Origin of the sequence: Aeromonas sp. S12(2024) (genome assembly GCF_041402305.1) — a bacterium.
In the GTDB taxonomy this organism is placed as follows: Bacteria; Pseudomonadota; Gammaproteobacteria; order Enterobacterales; family Aeromonadaceae; genus Aeromonas; species Aeromonas veronii.
Map to the genome: position 1 here is coordinate 120,624 of NZ_JBGLRB010000004.1, position 15,799 is coordinate 136,422.

The window sequence follows — 15,799 nt, forward strand, 5'->3', positions numbered from 1 at the left end:
CATGTTGAGTAAACTGATGGGCTGGATCGATTATCGATTCCCGCTCACGGCCATGTACAACGACCACATGGCCAAGTATCCGGCACCGAAGAATCTGAACTTCTGGTACTTCTTCGGCTCGCTGGCCATGCTGGTGCTGGTCAACCAGATCATCACCGGTATCTGGCTGACCATGAACTACAACCCCTCCGCGGAAGGTGCGTTTGCCTCCGTGGAGTACATCATGCGCGATGTGGAGTACGGCTGGTTGCTGCGTTACATGCACTCAACCGGTGCGTCTGCATTCTTCATCGTGGTCTACATGCACATGTTCCGCGGCATGATCTATGGCTCTTATCAGAAGCCTCGTGAACTGCTGTGGATCTTCGGCATGCTGATCTTCCTGGTGCTGATGGCGGAAGCCTTTATGGGCTACTTGTTGCCCTGGGGCCAGATGTCATTCTGGGGTGCTCAGGTCATCATCTCGCTGTTTGGCGCCATTCCGGTCATCGGTGACGATCTGACCCTGTGGATCCGCGGTGACTACGTGATCTCTGGTGCGACCCTTAACCGCTTCTTTGCGCTGCACGTCATTGCGTTGCCGCTGGTGCTGGTGATGCTGGTTGCCATGCACATTCTGGCGCTGCACGAAGTAGGATCCAACAACCCGGACGGTATCGACATCAAGAAGCACAAGGACGAAAACGGCTGGCCGCTGGATGCGGTGGCGTTCCACCCTTACTTCACCGTCAAGGATATGATCGGTGTGGCAGGCTTCCTGTTCTTCTTCTGCGCCATCATCTTCTTCAAACCGGATATGTGGGGTTACTTCCTCGAGAAGCCGAACTTTGAAGTGGCCAACGGCCTGAAAACCCCGGAGCACATTGCGCCTGTGTGGTACTTCACGCCGTTTTACGCCATTTTGCGGGCGGTGCCTGACAAGCTGCTTGGCGTCATCATGATGGGTCTCTCCATCGTGGTATTGTTCCTGCTGCCGTGGCTGGATCGCTGCAAGGTGCGCTCGGTGCGTTATCGCAGCATGCTGCACAAGCTGAACATTGCCCAGTTTGTGGTCTGCTTTATCATCCTGGGGGTGTTGGGGGTGTTGCCATCGACGCCGACGTTGACGCTGGTTGCCCAGATCTGTTCACTGGGATATTTCGGGTTCTTCGTCCTGCTGTTCTTCTATAGCAAGAATGAAAGCACCAAGCCGCTGCCGGAGAGGGTGACATTTAAATGAAAAGAATAATATTTGCAGTGCTGACCCTGCTGCCATCTCTGGTATTTGCAAGTGGCGGAGCTGTTCATCTGGACAAAGCCAATTACGATCTGAGTGACAAGGCATCGCTGCAACGCGGCGCGGCCACCTTCATGAACTATTGCGCCGGATGCCACTCCACCCAGTATCAGCGCTATAACCGGGTCGCAGAAGATCTCGGGATCCCCGAAGATTTGATGAAAGAGAACCTGATTTTCACCGGCGCAAAGGTCGGTGACCTGATGAAGAGCGCCATGTCAGAGAAGGATGCCGCCAAGTGGTTTGGTGCGCCGCCCCCCGATCTGACTCTGGTTGCCCGGGTGCGCGGTGCAGACTGGATCTACACCTATCTGCGTTCCTTCTACGTGGATGAGACCCGTCCGTTCGGGGTGAATAACGCCGTGTTCCCGTCCGTGGGCATGCCCCATGTGCTGGAGCCGTTGCAGGGAACCCCCCGTGCAGAGTTCGCTACTCACACGGTCGACGGAGTGGAAACCCAGCAGGTTGTCAGCATCAAATCTGACGGTAATGGTGAAATGGATGACGAAGAGTATGATCAGACGGTACTGGATCTGGTAAACTTCTTGGTCTACTCGGCTGAACCGGTACAACAGGAGCGTGAACGTATGGGCTTCTGGGTGCTTGGTTTCATCGTGATCTTCTTCATCTTCACTGTGCTGTTGAAGAAGGAATTCTGGCGCGACGTTCACTAAGCGACCAGATCCGGGTAATATAATGCACGGCAATGAAGACCAAGATGCTTCATTGCCGTTTCTGCTTTTTAATGACGGGAGGGTTCAATGGCTGTAGCTGCCAATAAGCGTTCGGTAATGACGCTGTTTTCCGGTGCCAACGATATGTTCAGCCATCAGGTGCGTATTGTCCTGGCGGAGAAGGGTGTTAGCGTGGATATCTGCCAGGTTGATCCAGCCAATCTGCCGGATGAGCTGGCCGAGCTGAACCCGTACAACTCTGTACCGACCCTGGTTGATCGTGAGCTGGCACTCTACACCTCGCGCATCATCATGGAGTATCTGGACGAGCGCTTCCCGCATCCGCCCCTGATGCCTGTTTACCCGGTTGCCCGTGGTAACAGCCGTCTGATGATGCACCGCATCGAACTGGACTGGTACTCATTGGCCGACAAGATCATGGCCGGTACCGATGCTGAAGCGGCACGCAACGAACTGCGTGACAACCTGCTGGCCATCGCGCCGATCTTCGGTGAAATGCCCTATTTCATGAGCGAAGAGTTCGGTCTGGTGGATTGCTACATGGCACCGCTGCTGTGGCGTCTGCCGAGCCTTGGCATCGACCTGACCGGTCGTGGCGCCAAAGAGCTGAAGGCCTACATGGTTCGTTTGTTCGAGCGTGAGTCCTTCCAGGCTTCCCTGACCGAAGCCGAACGCGAGATCCGTGCTGGCGTATGAGCATGGAACCGACAATGACACCGAGCCGCCCGTACTTGTTACGGGCGTTCTTTGACTGGTTGCTGGACAACGATCTGACCCCTCATCTGGTGGTCAACGTCAACATTCCCCATGTGATGGTGCCGATGCAGTTTGCTCAGGACGGGCAAATTGTACTGAATATCGCACCCCGAGCCGTGATGCAATTTCACATGGATAACGAGGCTATCAGCTTCAGTGCCCGCTTTGGCGGCGTCTCCCAGCAGGTTTACATCCCGATGGCGGCAGTGCTGGCTATCCATGCCCGGGAGAACGGCGTGGGCACCATGTTCCCGCCCGAGCCGGGTTACGATATCTGGCTGGAGCAGGCTGAAGCGCCGGTGGAGCCTGAGCCGGAACCGCCGCGTCCAAGCGGTCGTCCGACCCTGAAGGTGATCAAATAAAAAAACGCAGCCGATTGGCTGCGTTTTTTTATGTGCGGTCGAGCTTAGTTCTGGGCGAATTCGAAGGCCTTGATCACGCGCTTCACGCCGGTGACATGGCGGGCGATGTTGACTGCCTGCTCTCCCTCCTGGCGAGTCACCAGACCAATCAGGAACACCTCGCCGTTCTCGGTGACCACCTTGACCTTGGTGCTGTCGAAGTTCTTGGTGCCGAACATGTCGGCTTTCACCTTGGAGGTGATCCAGGAGTCATTGCTGCGAGTGGTGAAACTGGCAGGTTGGCCGATGCGCAATTCGTTGTAGACGTGGCGGACCCCTTCGATGCGACTGACAATTTTGCCCGCCTCAATCTTGTAAACGTCAGAAGGTGTCTGGCCGACTAGCAGGACGCGGCCATTGTTGCTGTAGACGCTGATCTTGCTGGCTGCGCTGAGCGGTTTGTTGTCGGCCAGCAGATTGGCCGCTTTCAGCTCGATGGTCTGGTCATCCCACTGCGCGCCCAGGGTTCGGCGATCGCCAGAGGCCTTGGCAGTCCCTGCGGCGCCGCCAACAACCAGGGCTGCGCAGCCTTGCAGCAGCAGGGTGCTAACCAGCAGACCGAGCAGGATAGTGTGCTTTTTCATGGTTTCAATCTTCCTGTTGCGGGAAAAGTGTCTGGTCGATGAGATCACACAGGCAGTGCAGGGTCAACAGGTTCACTTCCAGAATGCGAGGGCGACGGGCGGAGGGAACACGGATCTCCACATCGTTCGGGCCGAGCAAACCAGCCATTTCGCCCCCGTCCCCCCCGCTCAGCACCACTATGGTCATGTCACGGGAGAGGGCCGCCTCGGCGGCCTTGATCAGGCTGCGGCTGTGGCCGGAGGTGGTGATGACCACCAGAATGTCGCCAGGCTGGCCCAGCGCGCGGATCTGCTTGGCGTAGACCTCTTCAAAACCGTGATCGGTGGCGATGGCGCTGATGGTCGCCATGTCCGGGGTCAGGGCCATGCCGGGCAGGGAGGGGCGCTGTGTCTCGTAGCAGTTGACCAGTTCGGAGATGAACAGTTGCGCCAGTGCGGCAGAAGGACCGTTACCGCATGCCAGCACCTTGTGGCCATTGAGCAGGCAGATGGTGATCATCTGGGCTGCAGTATGGATGGCATCCGGCAGCGCCTCGGCGGCGGCTATCTTGGTCTGGATGCTTTCGGTGTAGTTCTCTTTGATGCGGTCAGTCATAGGGTCCTCTTAAAATGCGTTCTGGATCCAGGCTGGCTGGTCGCCCTCGAACGCAATCACATCGAATCGGCAGGCCTGATTGGCCTCGTTGATGGCATGTTGCTTCAAATAGTGGCGCGCTGCCAGCATGATCTTGCGCTGTTTGCTGCGGGTGACCGAGCTGGCGGCCCCGCCATGGCTGCCGGTGGCCCGGTAGCGCACCTCAACAAACACCAGGGTCTGGCCCTGGTGCATGATGAGATCTATTTCACCGCCACGACAGCGGTAGTTGCGAGCTACCGGTTGCAGGCCCCGGGCCTGCAACCAGCGTTCAGCGACTTGTTCAAAGTGCTGTCCTTTGCTCGTTGGTGAGGGGAACAGGCTCGGCAACTGCTGGCGCATCCGTTTCCATAGTTCCTTCATTGGAGGGCTCCTCCAGTTGCTGAACGGCGTTCTCGTCGACCAGTTTGCCGTTCTGGTAAGTACCCCAGCTCAGCATACGTACGATATTGCCCTGGGCATCCACGCTCAGCTGACCGCTCATGCCGGCCTGCTGCATGCCGCCCACCTTGCGCATCTGCTGCAGGTTCTCAGCCAGACTGACGGCATCGTAGCCCATGGCAAACAGACGCAGCAGGTCACCCTGAGTCTGCGGCCAGAGCAGGGCGATCTGCTCGCGCTGTTTCTCGTAGCCGCCCAGCAGCAGCGGCATATCGGCGATATGCATGCCGTTGAGCTCGGAGGCGACCTCGGTGGCTGCGCTGTCGTAGCCACGGGAGCTGGTGTAGATGGGCAGGCTGCCCATCGGATTGACCGAGACATCCACGTAGGGCTTGATCATCCGGGTTTCCAGGCTGTTGGCCACCACATAAACGGCATCGATGCTGCGCGGTGCGGCATCAGAGAGTTGCACTACCTCGCCAGCACGGGCGGTAGAGCGGCCGCTCAGGGCATTCTTGACCATCCCCTGCACTTCGTTGCGGGCACCGAAGGTGGCAACGACCGGCTTATCCTGGCTCAGGGTGGCCCAGCTCTGCTCGAACGCCTTGATACTGCTGTAACCGATCCGCCCCTGAGCGGCGATCAGCAGCGGTTTGCGGTAGCCCTGGGTGTAGAGGTACTGGGCTGCCTGCGCGGCATCTGCTGCGGCAGAGAGGGAGAAGTAGTAGGTGGTGTCGTTGACGACCGGCTTGTCCAGCTCGTTGAGCGCCAGTACCGGCACGGTCGGATTGGCCTTGAGCAGCTCCTCGACCCGATCTTTGAGCAGCGGGCCGATGATCATGTCTGCCCCTTCCTGAATCGCCTGCTTATAAAGGTCGCCGGTCGACTTGCTCTGAGTGTCGTAGAAGTTCAGGGTGAATTGCCCCTGATTTTCCTTATAAGACATCAGCATACCGTTACGGATGGCGGCGCCCTGCGGCTCCAGATTGCCGGAGAGGGGGAGCAGCACTGCGATCTGCTGCACCGAGGTGCTGGCAGTGGCAGCCAGATCGCCCAATCCTGCCGGCATATCCTTCTGGGCTGGATGGTTGGGGAAGTCGCGCTTCCAGCCTGCCAGTTGGCGGGCCAGCAGGTTCGGCTGGGCGCCAAACTCGTTGACCAGTGCCGCCAGTCGCAACCAGCCGGTGGTCACATCAGGGGCCGGAGCCTCTTCCAGCGCTTGCAGGGTGGAAGGGGTCATGCTTTTCAGCAACGACCAGATCTGCTGATGGTTGGTCGCCTGCTCGCTCTGATTGAGGTAGGGCTCCAGTGCAATCAACGACTTGGCTGCGCCAAACTTGTTGTTGATGTCGAGCTGCAGCACGACGCGCTGGCGATACCAATCCTTCTGGGTATCGGCATCCAGCACCACCTCAGGTTTGCCTTCCAGCAGGATCAGCGCCTGATTGGCGTGGCCTTGCGCCAGCAACAGATGGGCTTGCAGCAGTTGCAACTGCGCCTTCTGAACGGGATCCTTGGCCTGCTTCTGCAATTGCTGGAACAGTGCCGAGGCCGGTTTGGCCTGGCCCAGCGCCAGATAGCTGCGTGCCGCCAGCATCTGCCAGGTAAAGGCTTCGGCCGGCTTGGCGGGGTCCACCTGCTCAAGATACCACTGGGCATTCTTGGTCAGATTGGAGAACGCAGAGGGCATGCCTGACGGCCCTGACGGTTGATTGGGCTCCGACGCACAGGCGGCGAGCAGTACTGCCGCGAGTATGATGCCGAAGAGTCGTGATACACTTAGCTGCTTTGTAACCCGGTTCAAGTTCATTCCCCGACCAGTGTTGAAGTTCCCCATAGTGTAAACGGGCCAATATGGCGACACAATTGTCGGGGCACTCGGAGATCCCATGAGTGACATCCCAACCCTGTATATAGTCCCCACTCCGATCGGCAATCTGGCGGACATCACCCAGCGTGCATTGGACATTTTACGCAGTGTCGATCTGGTGGCAGCCGAAGATACCCGTCATACCGGTATCCTGCTCAACCACTACCAAATCTCGGTGCCGACCTTCGCCCTGCACGATCACAACGAGCAGCAGAAAGCCGATGTGCTGATCGGCCGGATCAAAGAGGGCAAGAGTGTTGCGCTGGTCTCCGATGCCGGCACCCCGCTTATTAGCGACCCCGGTTATCACTTGGTCACCCGCTGTCGTGAAGCCGGGGTCAAGGTGGTGCCGCTGCCTGGGCCCTGTGCCGCCATTACCGCCCTGAGCGCGGCCGGTCTGCCCACTGATCGCTTTGCCTTTGAAGGCTTCCTGCCCGCCAAGAGCAAGGGACGTGACGATCGCCTGCAAGCCGTTATCGAAGATACCCGTTCGCTGGTGTTTTACGAATCTCCGCGCCGTGTGCAGGATACAGTGGAAGCGATTGCTCGCATTCTCGGCGAGCGTCAGGTGGTGGTGTGCCGCGAGCTGACCAAGACCTTTGAGTCGATCCACGGTCTGCCAGCCTCCGAAATGCTGGCCTGGCTTGGTGAAGATGACAACCGCTGCCGCGGCGAGATCGTGCTGGTGGTGGCTGGCGCCTCCAAAGAGGAAGAGGATCTGCCAGCAGAAGCGATCCGTACCCTTGGGTTGCTAGTGACCGAACTGCCACTGAAAAAAGCGGCTGCCCTGACCGCCGAGATCCACGGTGTGAAGAAGAATGCCCTCTATAAATACGGTCTCGAGCACTATTGAGTCGGTTAATCGGCCGTAAGGCTGTTTTCTGACCTGCACAATCCCCCGTACTGACAAGCATTCAGCCTGTAAACGGGGCCAAAGCGCGATAAATGGCTGTAAACGGGAATTGCCGGTTTACCCCGTGCGTATCGCAAGGCTATAATCCGCGCCTCGGAGTTGGCTGGGCAATCGCTGCTTCGTCGTTGTGTCCCTCGGGACAGACGGGCGGAGGGGAGGAAAGTCCGGGCTTCACAGGGCAGGGTGCCAGGTAACGCCTGGGGGGCGTGAGCCTACGACCAGTGCAACAGAGAGCAGACCGCCGATGGCCCGCAAGGGATCAGGTAAGGGTGAAAGGGTGCGGTAAGAGCGCACCGCGCGACTGGCAACAGTTCGTGGCACGGTAAACTCCACCCGAAGCAAGACCAAATAGGCCCCTATTGGCGCGGCCCGCGTTGGGGGCGGGTAGGTTGCTTGAGCCAGTGAGCGATTGCTGGCCTAGAGGAATGATTGCTACCCGGGGCAACCCGGTACAGAACCCGGCTTACAGGCCGACTCCGACCTCATTCCGAAGAGCCCCGCGATTTATCGCGGGGCTCTTTTTTTATGCATGAGAAAATATGGCTTCGTTGGCAGGATATTTTCGACCTTGTCATTTTGAATGAAATTATATGTTTTAAATCAATCGAATAGTTTTGTATTTGGCACGATGGCAGCGATAGATGGTGATAGAACCGAGGATGGTTGTTCGCACCCACATATTGTGTATGTTCTCAGTTCATTCACTTATTTCAATTAATCACCAGAGTTTAACGCCAAATAACTTGTGGAAAATCAACCCACTCAATCCGCGGTATGCAATTGCTGCGTCAATATGTTCCCTCTGTCCCATCTCCTTGCTTGAAAAGCCCCCTGCACGTCCTTAAACTTCAAGGTGGGGAAAAGTGGATCAAAGTGGTTTTTAGAGGGGCAATCTGCCTGCTCACTCACCTTCAGGGACTGCAATTTGTTGCGTGGCGCTCATGCCATCAGCCTGGACAGTAAAGGGCGGCTGGCAATTCCGACCAAATTCCGTGATTGGCTGCGCGATGAAAGCGACGGCCAGCTGGTCTGCACCATCGATATTGCCCATCCCTGTCTGCTGCTTTATCCCCTGAATGAATGGGAAGAGGTCGAGCGCAAGCTCAAGACTCTCTCCAGCATGAATCCGCAAGAGCGCCGTTTGCAGCGACTGCTGCTGGGACATGCAACCGAATGCGAGCTGGATGGCAATGGCCGTCTGCTGCTCAGTCAGCCACTGCGCAACCATGCGGGGCTGGACAAGAAAATCATGCTGGTGGGCCAGCTCAACAAGTTTGAGCTGTGGGATGAAGCCCGCTGGCAACAACAGGTCAATGACGACATCTTGGGTCTGCCCGGGGACGATTGGGCAAGCTCACCACGACTACAGGATTTCTCTTTATAAATGACCCAAGCCGCTGAACACATCACAGTGCTGCTGCACGAAGCCGTTGAAGGTCTGGCCATCAAGCCGGACGGTGTCTACGTCGACGGTACTTTTGGCCGTGGTGGTCATTCTCGTCTGATCCTGCAGCACCTTGGCCCCAATGGCCGCCTGATCGCCATCGACCGCGATCCCCAGGCGATCGCCGAAGCGGCCAAGATCCAGGATCCCCGTTTCGAAATCGTGCACGGCCCCTTCTCTGGCATTGCCTCCTATCTGGATGAGCGCGGTTTGCTGGGCAAGGTGGATGGCTTTCTGCTGGATCTGGGGGTCTCTTCACCCCAGTTGGATGATGCCGAGCGCGGCTTCAGCTTTATGAAAGATGGTCCGCTCGATATGCGGATGGACCCCACCTCCGGTCAGAGCGCCGCCGAGTGGCTGGCCAAGGCCGATGTGGATGACATCGCCTGGGTGCTGAAGACCTTCGGTGAGGAGCGTTTTGCCAAGAAGATCGCCCGTGCCATTGTGCACGACCGGGTGACCGAGCCTTATGTGCGCACCCGTCAACTGGCGGAGATGATTGCCCGGGTCAATCCGAGCAAGGAGAAGGGCAAGCATGCGGCAACCCGCAGTTTCCAGGCCATTCGCATCTATATCAACAGCGAGCTGGACGAGATCGAAACCGCACTCAACGGTGCGCTGGAGGTGCTGGCACCAAATGGCCGTTTGTCGGTTATCAGCTTCCATTCGTTGGAAGACCGATTGGTAAAGCATTTCATCCGCAAGCACGAGAAGGGGCCGGAAGTGCCTTACGGCATTCCGTTGACCGAGGCCCAGCTGGCTGGCGGTCGCAAATTGAAGTCGGTCGGCAAGGCACTCAAGCCTTCTGATCATGAAGTATCTGAAAACAGCCGGTCACGCAGCTCGGTGCTGCGGGTTGCCGAACGGCTGGCGGAGTAAGCGATGAGCGAAGTGCGTGTTCATCTGGCCAAGGAGATCGTTGCCGATCTCTGGCGGCACAAGCTGCAGATTTTTCTGTCGGTCGCCGTGCTGGTGACCGCGTTTGCCGTGATCCTGGTGACCAACATGACCCGTGGTCTGACGGCCAAGCAGAACGATCTGATGGCAGAAGAGGATCGCCTCAATATCGAATGGCGCCACCTGTTGTTGGAACAGGGCACCCTGGCTGAACACTCCCGGGTGGCGAGTCTGGCGATGGACAAGTTGCAGATGGGTCGTCCGCTGGTGACCACCGAGAAGGTAATTACCCAACCATGAAACGCAAGGCTACAGCCAAAGCTGCCAAAGCGAATGTCAAAGCGCCATCGATCTATCCGTGGCGCTTTCGCACGCTTGCGGTGTTTATCGGCATCGCGTTTGTGGGTCTGATCCTGCGTCTGGCCTGGATCCAGGTGATCAATCCGGATCGCCTGCGTCAGGAAGGGGACATGCGTTCCCTGCGTACCACCTCTACCCAAGCGGTGCGCGGCATGATCACCGATCGCAACGGCGAGCAGCTGGCGGTTTCTGTGCCGGTCGAAGCGGTCTGGGCCGATCCCAAGACAGTGCATGAATCCGGTGCCATCAATAATGAGCGAGCCTGGCTGGCGCTCTCCGCCGTGCTCAAGCTCGACATCAATACCCTCAAACACCGCATCGCCAACCCCAGCAAGCGCTTCGTCTATCTGCAGCGTCAGGTTACTCCTGCGGTGGCGGAATATATCAAGGGGCTCAAGCTGGGTGGCGTCTACCTGCGCCCCGAAGCGCGCCGCTTCTATCCGACCGGCGAGATCAGCGCTCATCTGGTGGGGGTGACCAACATCGATGGCAGCGGTATTGAAGGGATCGAGCGCAGCTACAACGAGTGGTTGACTGCGACACCCGGCGAAATGCGGGTGCGCAAGGATCGTCAGGGGCGCGTCATCGAGCGGCTTGGCATCGTCAAAGAGGGCAAGAACGCCAACGATCTGCAGCTCAGTATCGATCAGCGGGTGCAGGCATTGGCCTACCGTGCCCTCAAGCGGGCAACCGACGAGAACAAGGCGACCTCCGGCTCCATGGTGATGCTGGATATCAAGACCGGTGAAGTACTCGCCATGGTCAACACCCCCTCCTATAACCCGAACAACCGCGGCCAGTATCAGAGCTTCCGGGTACGCAACCGGGTGGTGACCGATACCTACGAACCGGGCTCTACCGTCAAGCCATTGATTTTGCTCAGTGCCTTGCAGGCAGGTGTCACCAGCTGGAAGGATTTCATTCCCGGTGGTCCGCTCTTTATCGGTGCCAAGCAGATCAAGGACGTCAGTATCCACAAGGCGACCAACCTCTACGATATCCTGCGCTACTCCTCCAACATCGGTATGTCGCGCATCGCGTTGCGGATGCCGGCGCAGGAGATGATCAACACCCTCAGCATGTTCGGTTTCGGCATGGATACTGGCAGCGGGCTGATGGGCGAGAGCAGCGGCATGCTGCCCCAGCGTCGCCGCTGGTCCGATATCGAGCGAGCGACCCTCTCGTTCGGTTATGGTCTGCGGGTCACCCCGCTGCAGCTGGCCTCCGCCTACGCCACCCTGGCCAACAAGGGCAAGCGGGTGCCGCTCTCCATCGTCAAGGTGACTACGCCGCCCAAGGGTGAGCAAGTTATCGATCACAACAACGCCGCTGCCATGTTGCAGGCGCTGGAGTATGTGGTCGACAACGCCATTCCAAAAGCCAAGATCCCGGGCTATCGGGTTGGCGGCAAGAGTGGTACCGCCAAGGTCGCCGTCGCCGGTGGCTATGGCAAGGATTACATGGCCTGGTTTGCCGGTTTCGCACCCGCCAGTGATCCCCGTTTCGTCATGGTGGTGGTGATCAACGAGCCAAAAGGCAGCGCCTATTATGGCGGCGCCGTGGCGACCCCACCGTTTGCAGAGGCCATGGGCGGGGTGCTGCAGCTCTTCAATATTCGTCCCGATGCGGTGCCGCCAGCGGTGCCCACCAAACTTGCCCGTACGGAGGCTTCTCTTGTCCCGCGCACTTGATGCATTACTGCGCCCCTTCGGTATCCAGGCGCCGGCGCTCACCCTGACCGATATCCAGCTGGATAGTCGGCGGGTTGGCCCCGGCTCGCTCTTCGTGGCCATTCGTGGTCATCAGGTGGATGGCAGACGGTTTATCGAACAGGCGGTGGCTCAGGGAGCGACCGCTGTTGTGTTTGAGGAGGATGGTGAATTTATCCCACCATCGACTCCGGTTTCCTGTATCGGGATGCGGGATCTGCCCGCTCACCTCTCTGCTCTTGCGGGCTATTTCTACGATCAGCCAGCCCAAAAATTGGATCTGGTCGGGATCACCGGCACCAACGGCAAGAGCACTACCGCTTTGCTGGTCGCCAACTGGCGCACCCTGCTGGGTGGCAAGGCGGGTGTGATGGGCACCATCGGCAACGGCCTGTTTGGCAATTTGATCGAAGCGGAAAATACCACCGGCAGCGCCGTGCAGGTGCAAGCCAATCTGGCTGCGCTGCAAGCGCAGGGGGCGGATCTGGTGGCGATGGAGGTCTCCAGCCATGGTCTTGTGCAGCATCGTGTTGCCGCACTGCCGTTTGCCGCTGCCGTTTTCACCAACCTGAGCCGGGATCACCTCGACTACCACGGCACCATGGAAGCCTATGGCGCGGCCAAAGAGCAGTTGCTGCAGCTGGTCGATGAGTCGAATGCGGTGATCAACCGTGATGACGAGCTGGGTGCCAAGTGGATCGAAAAATACCCAGCAGCGGTGGCCTTCAGTGTGGATGGCCCGATTGAACACCATTCTGGCCGTCAATTAACGGCGCAGCAGCTCGATTTTCACCAGCAAGGTTTTCGCGCGCAGATTAACTCCAGCTGGGGGAATGGTGTATTATCCGCCCCCTTGCTCGGGCGCTTCAACGTCAGCAATGTGCTTGCCGCAATGGGCGTGATGCTGGTGCTCGGTTACGACTTCAACGAGCTGCTGGCGACAGCGCCTCAATTGCAGCCGGTGACCGGCCGCATGGAGTGTTTTGGCGGTGGTGATACGCCGCTGGCGGTGGTCGATTACGCCCACACCCCGGATGCGCTGGAGAAGGCATTGCAGGCCCTGCGGGTGCACTGCAAAGGGCAGCTCTGGTGTCTGGTCGGTTGTGGTGGCGACCGCGATCGCGGCAAGCGCCCCATGATGGCCGCCATGGCCGAGCAGTATGCGGATCGCGTGATCCTGACCGACGACAATCCCCGTACCGAGGAGCCGGCCCGGATCATGGCCGACATGGTGGCGGGTCTTCGCGATCCTGCTGCGGTGCAGGTGGAGCACGACCGGGTCAAGGCGATTGCGCTGGCCATCGGTCAGGCGAGCAAACAGGACATCATCCTGGTGGCCGGTAAGGGTCACGAGGATTATCAGATCATTGGAACCGACAAGCGGCACTACAGCGACCGGGAAACCGTTGCGGCCGCCTTGCACACATTATTGGAGTCATTCAAATGATGACCCTCAGGCTTGCCGAGCTGGCGCAGGTACTCGATGCCCGTCTGATTGGTGACGACGGCGAGATCACCGTCGTCAGTACCGACACCCGCACTTTGGGCGCGGGTGCCCTGTTCGTTGCTCTGCGCGGCGAGCGCTTCGATGCCCACGATTTTTGCGAACAGGCCGTTCAGGCAGGGGCCTCTGCCCTGCTGGTCGAGCGTGAGCTGCCGCTGGCCATCCCCCAGCTGGTGGTGACCGACAGTCTGAAGGGACTGGGTCGCCTCGGCAAACTGGTGCGCGAGCGCATCAACCCGAAAGTGCTGGCCATTACCGGCAGCTGCGGCAAGACCACGGTGAAGGAGATGGCAACCGCCATCCTGCGCAACGAAGGGGAAGTGCTGGCCACCGCTGGCAACTTCAACAACGAGGTGGGCGTGCCGCTCACCCTGCTGCGCCTCGAACCGCAACACAAGTTTGCGGTGATGGAGCTGGGTGCCAACCATCCGGGCGAAATCGCCTGGACTACTTCATTGGCCAAACCCGATGCCGCCATCATCAACAACGTGGCGGCGGCCCATCTGGAGGGCTTCGGCTCGCTGGAAGGGGTGTTCCACGCCAAGAGTGAAATTTTTGAGGGCTTGAGCGAAGGTGGCACCGCCATCGTCAATGCCGACAACGAATTCTGGCCGAAGTGGCGGGAACGCGGCATTCAGTGCGCCTTCTCCATCGACGAGCAGAGCCAGCCGTTCCATGCTCGCGATGTAGTTCTCAACACTCAGGGTTGTGCCGAGTTCGTGATGGTGACCCCGCAAGGCGAGCTGAGCCTGACTCTGGCGATCCCGGGTCGCCACAACGTGGCCAATGCGTTGGCTGCCGCCGCGGGCTGTCTGGCCCTCGGCGCATCCCTCTCCTGTGTCAAGGCTGGGCTGGAACAGATGGCGCCGGTCAAGGGGCGCTTCTGCGTGCAGCGCTGGGGCGGTCTGACTCTGGTGGATGACACCTACAATGCCAGCGTGGAGTCCGTGCTGGCGGGCATCGATGCCCTGACCGCCATGAGCGGCTTCAAGGTGCTGGTGTTCGGTGATATGCGGGAACTGGGTGAGGAGTCTGCCGAGCAACACGCCCGGGTTGGCCGTCATGCCCGCGAGCGCGGTCTGGATGCCGTGCTGACAGTGGGGGAAGAGAGTCGCCACACCGCAGATGCCGCGGTTGGCCGACATTTCGATAACAAGGCGTCGTTGTTTGAAGTGCTTGCGCAAATGATAAATACACATCAGGAAATTTCGATTCTGGTCAAGGGGGCACGTGGCTCCCGCATGGAAGATATCGTCGAGATGGTCAAAGACCGTCAGGAGTCAGCCACATGCTAGTCTGGCTGGCCGAACTGCTCACCCCGCACTTCACCTTCTTCAACGTCTTCTCCTACCTGACGTTTCGCGCCATCCTGTCGATCATCACCGGACTGGGGGTTGCCCTCTGGATGGGGCCACGCCTCATTCGCCGTCTGCAGATCCTGAAGTTTGGTCAGGTGATCCGCAACGACGGTCCCGAGTCCCACCTCAGCAAGCGGGGTACCCCGACCATGGGTGGCCTGATGATCATTGCTGCGATTTTCACGTCTGTGCTGCTCTGGTGCCGCCTCGACAACCCCTATGTCTGGCTGGTGCTGTTTGTGCTGGGTGCCTATGGCGCCATCGGCTTTGCCGACGACTACCTCAAGGTGGTGCGCAAGAACACCGACGGCCTGATCGCACGCTGGAAGTATTTCTGGCAATCCGCGGTAGCGCTGGCGGTGGCGGTGTTCCTCTATGCGACTGCAACCCATGAGGGGCAGACCCAGCTGGTGGTGCCTTTCCTCAAGGATGTGATGCCGCAGCTTGGCCTGATGTTTATCGTGCTGACCTACTTTGTCATCGTCGGTACCTCCAATGCAGTCAACCTGACCGACGGTCTCGATGGCCTGGCCATCATGCCGACCGTGATGGTGGCAGGGGGCTTTGCCCTGATCGCCTGGGCTACCGGTAACGTCAACTTTGCCAGCTACCTGCACATTCCCTACGTGCCCTATACCTCCGAGCTGGTGATCGTCTGTACCGCCATCGTCGGGGCGGGTCTTGGTTTCCTCTGGTTCAACACCTATCCGGCCCAGGTCTTTATGGGGGACGTTGGTTCCCTGGCGCTGGGCGGCGCGCTTGGCACCATCGCCGTGCTGGTCCGTCAGGAGTTCCTGTTGGTGATCATGGGCGGCGTCTTCGTGATGGAGACCGTCTCGGTGATCCTGCAAGTGGGTTCCTACAAGCTGCGCGGCGTGCGGATCTTCCGCATGGCGCCGATCCATCACCACTACGAGAAGAAGGGCTGGCCGGAGCCGCGCGTCATCGTGCGCTTCTGGATCATCACCCTCGTGCTGGTGCTGCTGGGTCTTGCCACCCTGAAGGTGAGGTAAGGCC

Annotated in this window: 16 protein-coding genes and 1 other RNA gene; 13 read left to right on the forward strand and 4 right to left on the reverse strand. The window is 59.0% G+C overall.

All coding sequences use genetic code 11. The annotated features are described in order from the left end of the window. Position 1: 1 nt before the first annotated feature. From ACB035_RS05675 to ACB035_RS05690, 4 genes are all read left to right on the forward strand, one after another. On the forward strand, positions 2 to 1,219 hold the full coding sequence (locus tag ACB035_RS05675; RefSeq protein WP_005336282.1) for a cytochrome bc complex cytochrome b subunit: 1,218 nt from the start codon (positions 2 to 4) through the stop codon (positions 1,217 to 1,219). After that, positions 1,216 to 1,950: a cytochrome c1 gene (locus ACB035_RS05680; RefSeq protein ID WP_005336280.1), complete on the forward strand. Its 735-nt coding sequence runs from the start codon at positions 1,216 to 1,218 to the stop codon at positions 1,948 to 1,950. Before ACB035_RS05675 ends, ACB035_RS05680 begins: the two co-directional genes overlap by 4 nt. Positions 1,951 to 2,037: 87 nt before the next feature. Beyond that, positions 2,038 to 2,667, forward strand: coding sequence for a stringent starvation protein SspA (sspA, locus tag ACB035_RS05685; protein ID WP_005336279.1), 630 nt, complete (start codon positions 2,038 to 2,040; stop codon positions 2,665 to 2,667). Continuing rightward, positions 2,664 to 3,089 carry a ClpXP protease specificity-enhancing factor gene (locus tag ACB035_RS05690; protein WP_005336278.1) on the forward strand — a complete coding sequence of 142 codons (426 nt, stop codon included), beginning with the start codon at positions 2,664 to 2,666 and terminating at the stop codon, positions 3,087 to 3,089. The genes sspA and ACB035_RS05690 overlap by 4 nt, the downstream gene beginning before the upstream one ends. Before the next feature lie 44 nt (positions 3,090 to 3,133). On the opposite strand, the gene dolP is transcribed toward ACB035_RS05690, so the two are convergent. From dolP to ACB035_RS05710, 4 genes are read right to left on the reverse strand one after another with little or no spacing between them, the layout of a single operon-like run. Continuing rightward, positions 3,134 to 3,712, reverse strand: coding sequence for a division/outer membrane stress-associated lipid-binding lipoprotein (gene dolP, locus ACB035_RS05695; protein ID WP_005336277.1), 579 nt, complete (start codon positions 3,710 to 3,712; stop codon positions 3,134 to 3,136). 4 nt (positions 3,713 to 3,716) lie between these two features. After that, positions 3,717 to 4,307: an SIS domain-containing protein gene (locus tag ACB035_RS05700; protein ID WP_005336275.1), complete on the reverse strand. Its 591-nt coding sequence runs from the start codon at positions 4,305 to 4,307 to the stop codon at positions 3,717 to 3,719. A 9-nt stretch (positions 4,308 to 4,316) separates the two neighbouring features. Further along, complete coding sequence (locus tag ACB035_RS05705) at positions 4,317 to 4,688, reverse strand: YraN family protein (protein ID WP_371166925.1); 372 nt, start codon at positions 4,686 to 4,688, stop codon at positions 4,317 to 4,319. Beyond that, positions 4,630 to 6,417 (reverse strand): penicillin-binding protein activator, encoded by a 1,788-nt coding sequence (locus tag ACB035_RS05710; protein WP_371166873.1) that lies wholly within the window; start codon positions 6,415 to 6,417, stop codon positions 4,630 to 4,632. Before ACB035_RS05710 ends, ACB035_RS05705 begins: the two co-directional genes overlap by 59 nt. Positions 6,418 to 6,616: 199 nt before the next feature. On the opposite strand from ACB035_RS05710, the gene rsmI reads away from it, so the two are divergent. The 9 genes from rsmI to mraY all read left to right on the forward strand — a co-directional run bounded on the left by rsmI (position 6,617) and on the right by mraY (position 15,795). Further along, positions 6,617 to 7,450 carry a 16S rRNA (cytidine(1402)-2'-O)-methyltransferase gene (gene rsmI, locus ACB035_RS05715; protein WP_362775126.1) on the forward strand — a complete coding sequence of 278 codons (834 nt, stop codon included), beginning with the start codon at positions 6,617 to 6,619 and terminating at the stop codon, positions 7,448 to 7,450. Positions 7,451 to 7,605: 155 nt separating this feature from the next. After that, an RNA gene (gene rnpB, locus ACB035_RS05720) (RNase P RNA component class A) lies at positions 7,606 to 7,992 on the forward strand. 443 nt (positions 7,993 to 8,435) lie between these two features. After that, positions 8,436 to 8,894 (forward strand): division/cell wall cluster transcriptional repressor MraZ, encoded by a 459-nt coding sequence (gene mraZ / locus ACB035_RS05725; RefSeq protein ID WP_013723406.1) that lies wholly within the window; start codon positions 8,436 to 8,438, stop codon positions 8,892 to 8,894. Continuing rightward, complete coding sequence (gene rsmH / locus ACB035_RS05730; RefSeq protein ID WP_194495598.1) at positions 8,895 to 9,833, forward strand: 16S rRNA (cytosine(1402)-N(4))-methyltransferase RsmH; 939 nt, start codon at positions 8,895 to 8,897, stop codon at positions 9,831 to 9,833. It abuts the gene before it with no gap. A 3-nt stretch (positions 9,834 to 9,836) separates the two neighbouring features. Then, complete coding sequence (gene ftsL, locus ACB035_RS05735) at positions 9,837 to 10,151, forward strand: cell division protein FtsL (protein WP_005336166.1); 315 nt, start codon at positions 9,837 to 9,839, stop codon at positions 10,149 to 10,151. After that, a complete protein-coding gene (locus ACB035_RS05740; RefSeq protein WP_005336163.1) occupies positions 10,148 to 11,902 on the forward strand; it encodes a peptidoglycan glycosyltransferase FtsI in 1,755 nt (584 codons plus the stop codon). The genes ftsL and ACB035_RS05740 overlap by 4 nt, the downstream gene beginning before the upstream one ends. Next, a complete protein-coding gene (gene murE, locus ACB035_RS05745) occupies positions 11,835 to 13,367 on the forward strand; it encodes a UDP-N-acetylmuramoyl-L-alanyl-D-glutamate--2,6-diaminopimelate ligase (protein ID WP_371166874.1) in 1,533 nt (510 codons plus the stop codon). Before ACB035_RS05740 ends, murE begins: the two co-directional genes overlap by 68 nt. Next, positions 13,364 to 14,719 carry a UDP-N-acetylmuramoyl-tripeptide--D-alanyl-D-alanine ligase gene (murF, locus tag ACB035_RS05750; RefSeq protein WP_129503153.1) on the forward strand — a complete coding sequence of 452 codons (1,356 nt, stop codon included), beginning with the start codon at positions 13,364 to 13,366 and terminating at the stop codon, positions 14,717 to 14,719. The genes murE and murF overlap by 4 nt, the downstream gene beginning before the upstream one ends. Continuing rightward, a complete protein-coding gene (gene mraY / locus ACB035_RS05755; RefSeq protein ID WP_005356635.1) occupies positions 14,713 to 15,795 on the forward strand; it encodes a phospho-N-acetylmuramoyl-pentapeptide-transferase in 1,083 nt (360 codons plus the stop codon). The genes murF and mraY overlap by 7 nt, the downstream gene beginning before the upstream one ends. Positions 15,796 to 15,799 lie beyond the last annotated feature (4 nt).

Bases quoted from the DNA above. Each gene is read 5' to 3' on its own strand.
- ACB035_RS05675 (WP_005336282.1), top strand. From the start codon at position 2: ATGTTGAGTAAACTGATGGGCTGGATCGATTATCGATTCCCGCTCACG.
- ACB035_RS05680 (WP_005336280.1), top strand. From the start codon at position 1,216: ATGAAAAGAATAATATTTGCAGTGCTGACCCTGCTGCCATCTCTGGTA.
- sspA (WP_005336279.1), top strand. From the start codon at position 2,038: ATGGCTGTAGCTGCCAATAAGCGTTCGGTAATGACGCTGTTTTCCGGT.
- ACB035_RS05690 (WP_005336278.1), top strand. From the start codon at position 2,664: ATGAGCATGGAACCGACAATGACACCGAGCCGCCCGTACTTGTTACGG.
- dolP (WP_005336277.1), bottom strand. From the start codon at position 3,712: ATGAAAAAGCACACTATCCTGCTCGGTCTGCTGGTTAGCACCCTGCTG.
- ACB035_RS05700 (WP_005336275.1), bottom strand. From the start codon at position 4,307: ATGACTGACCGCATCAAAGAGAACTACACCGAAAGCATCCAGACCAAG.
- ACB035_RS05705 (WP_371166925.1), bottom strand. From the start codon at position 4,688: ATGCGCCAGCAGTTGCCGAGCCTGTTCCCCTCACCAACGAGCAAAGGA.
- ACB035_RS05710 (WP_371166873.1), bottom strand. From the start codon at position 6,417: ATGCCCTCTGCGTTCTCCAATCTGACCAAGAATGCCCAGTGGTATCTT.
- rsmI (WP_362775126.1), top strand. From the start codon at position 6,617: ATGAGTGACATCCCAACCCTGTATATAGTCCCCACTCCGATCGGCAAT.
- rsmH (WP_194495598.1), top strand. From the start codon at position 8,895: ATGACCCAAGCCGCTGAACACATCACAGTGCTGCTGCACGAAGCCGTT.
- ftsL (WP_005336166.1), top strand. From the start codon at position 9,837: ATGAGCGAAGTGCGTGTTCATCTGGCCAAGGAGATCGTTGCCGATCTC.
- ACB035_RS05740 (WP_005336163.1), top strand. From the start codon at position 10,148: ATGAAACGCAAGGCTACAGCCAAAGCTGCCAAAGCGAATGTCAAAGCG.
- murE (WP_371166874.1), top strand. From the start codon at position 11,835: ATGCGGTGCCGCCAGCGGTGCCCACCAAACTTGCCCGTACGGAGGCTT.
- murF (WP_129503153.1), top strand. From the start codon at position 13,364: ATGATGACCCTCAGGCTTGCCGAGCTGGCGCAGGTACTCGATGCCCGT.
- mraY (WP_005356635.1), top strand. From the start codon at position 14,713: ATGCTAGTCTGGCTGGCCGAACTGCTCACCCCGCACTTCACCTTCTTC.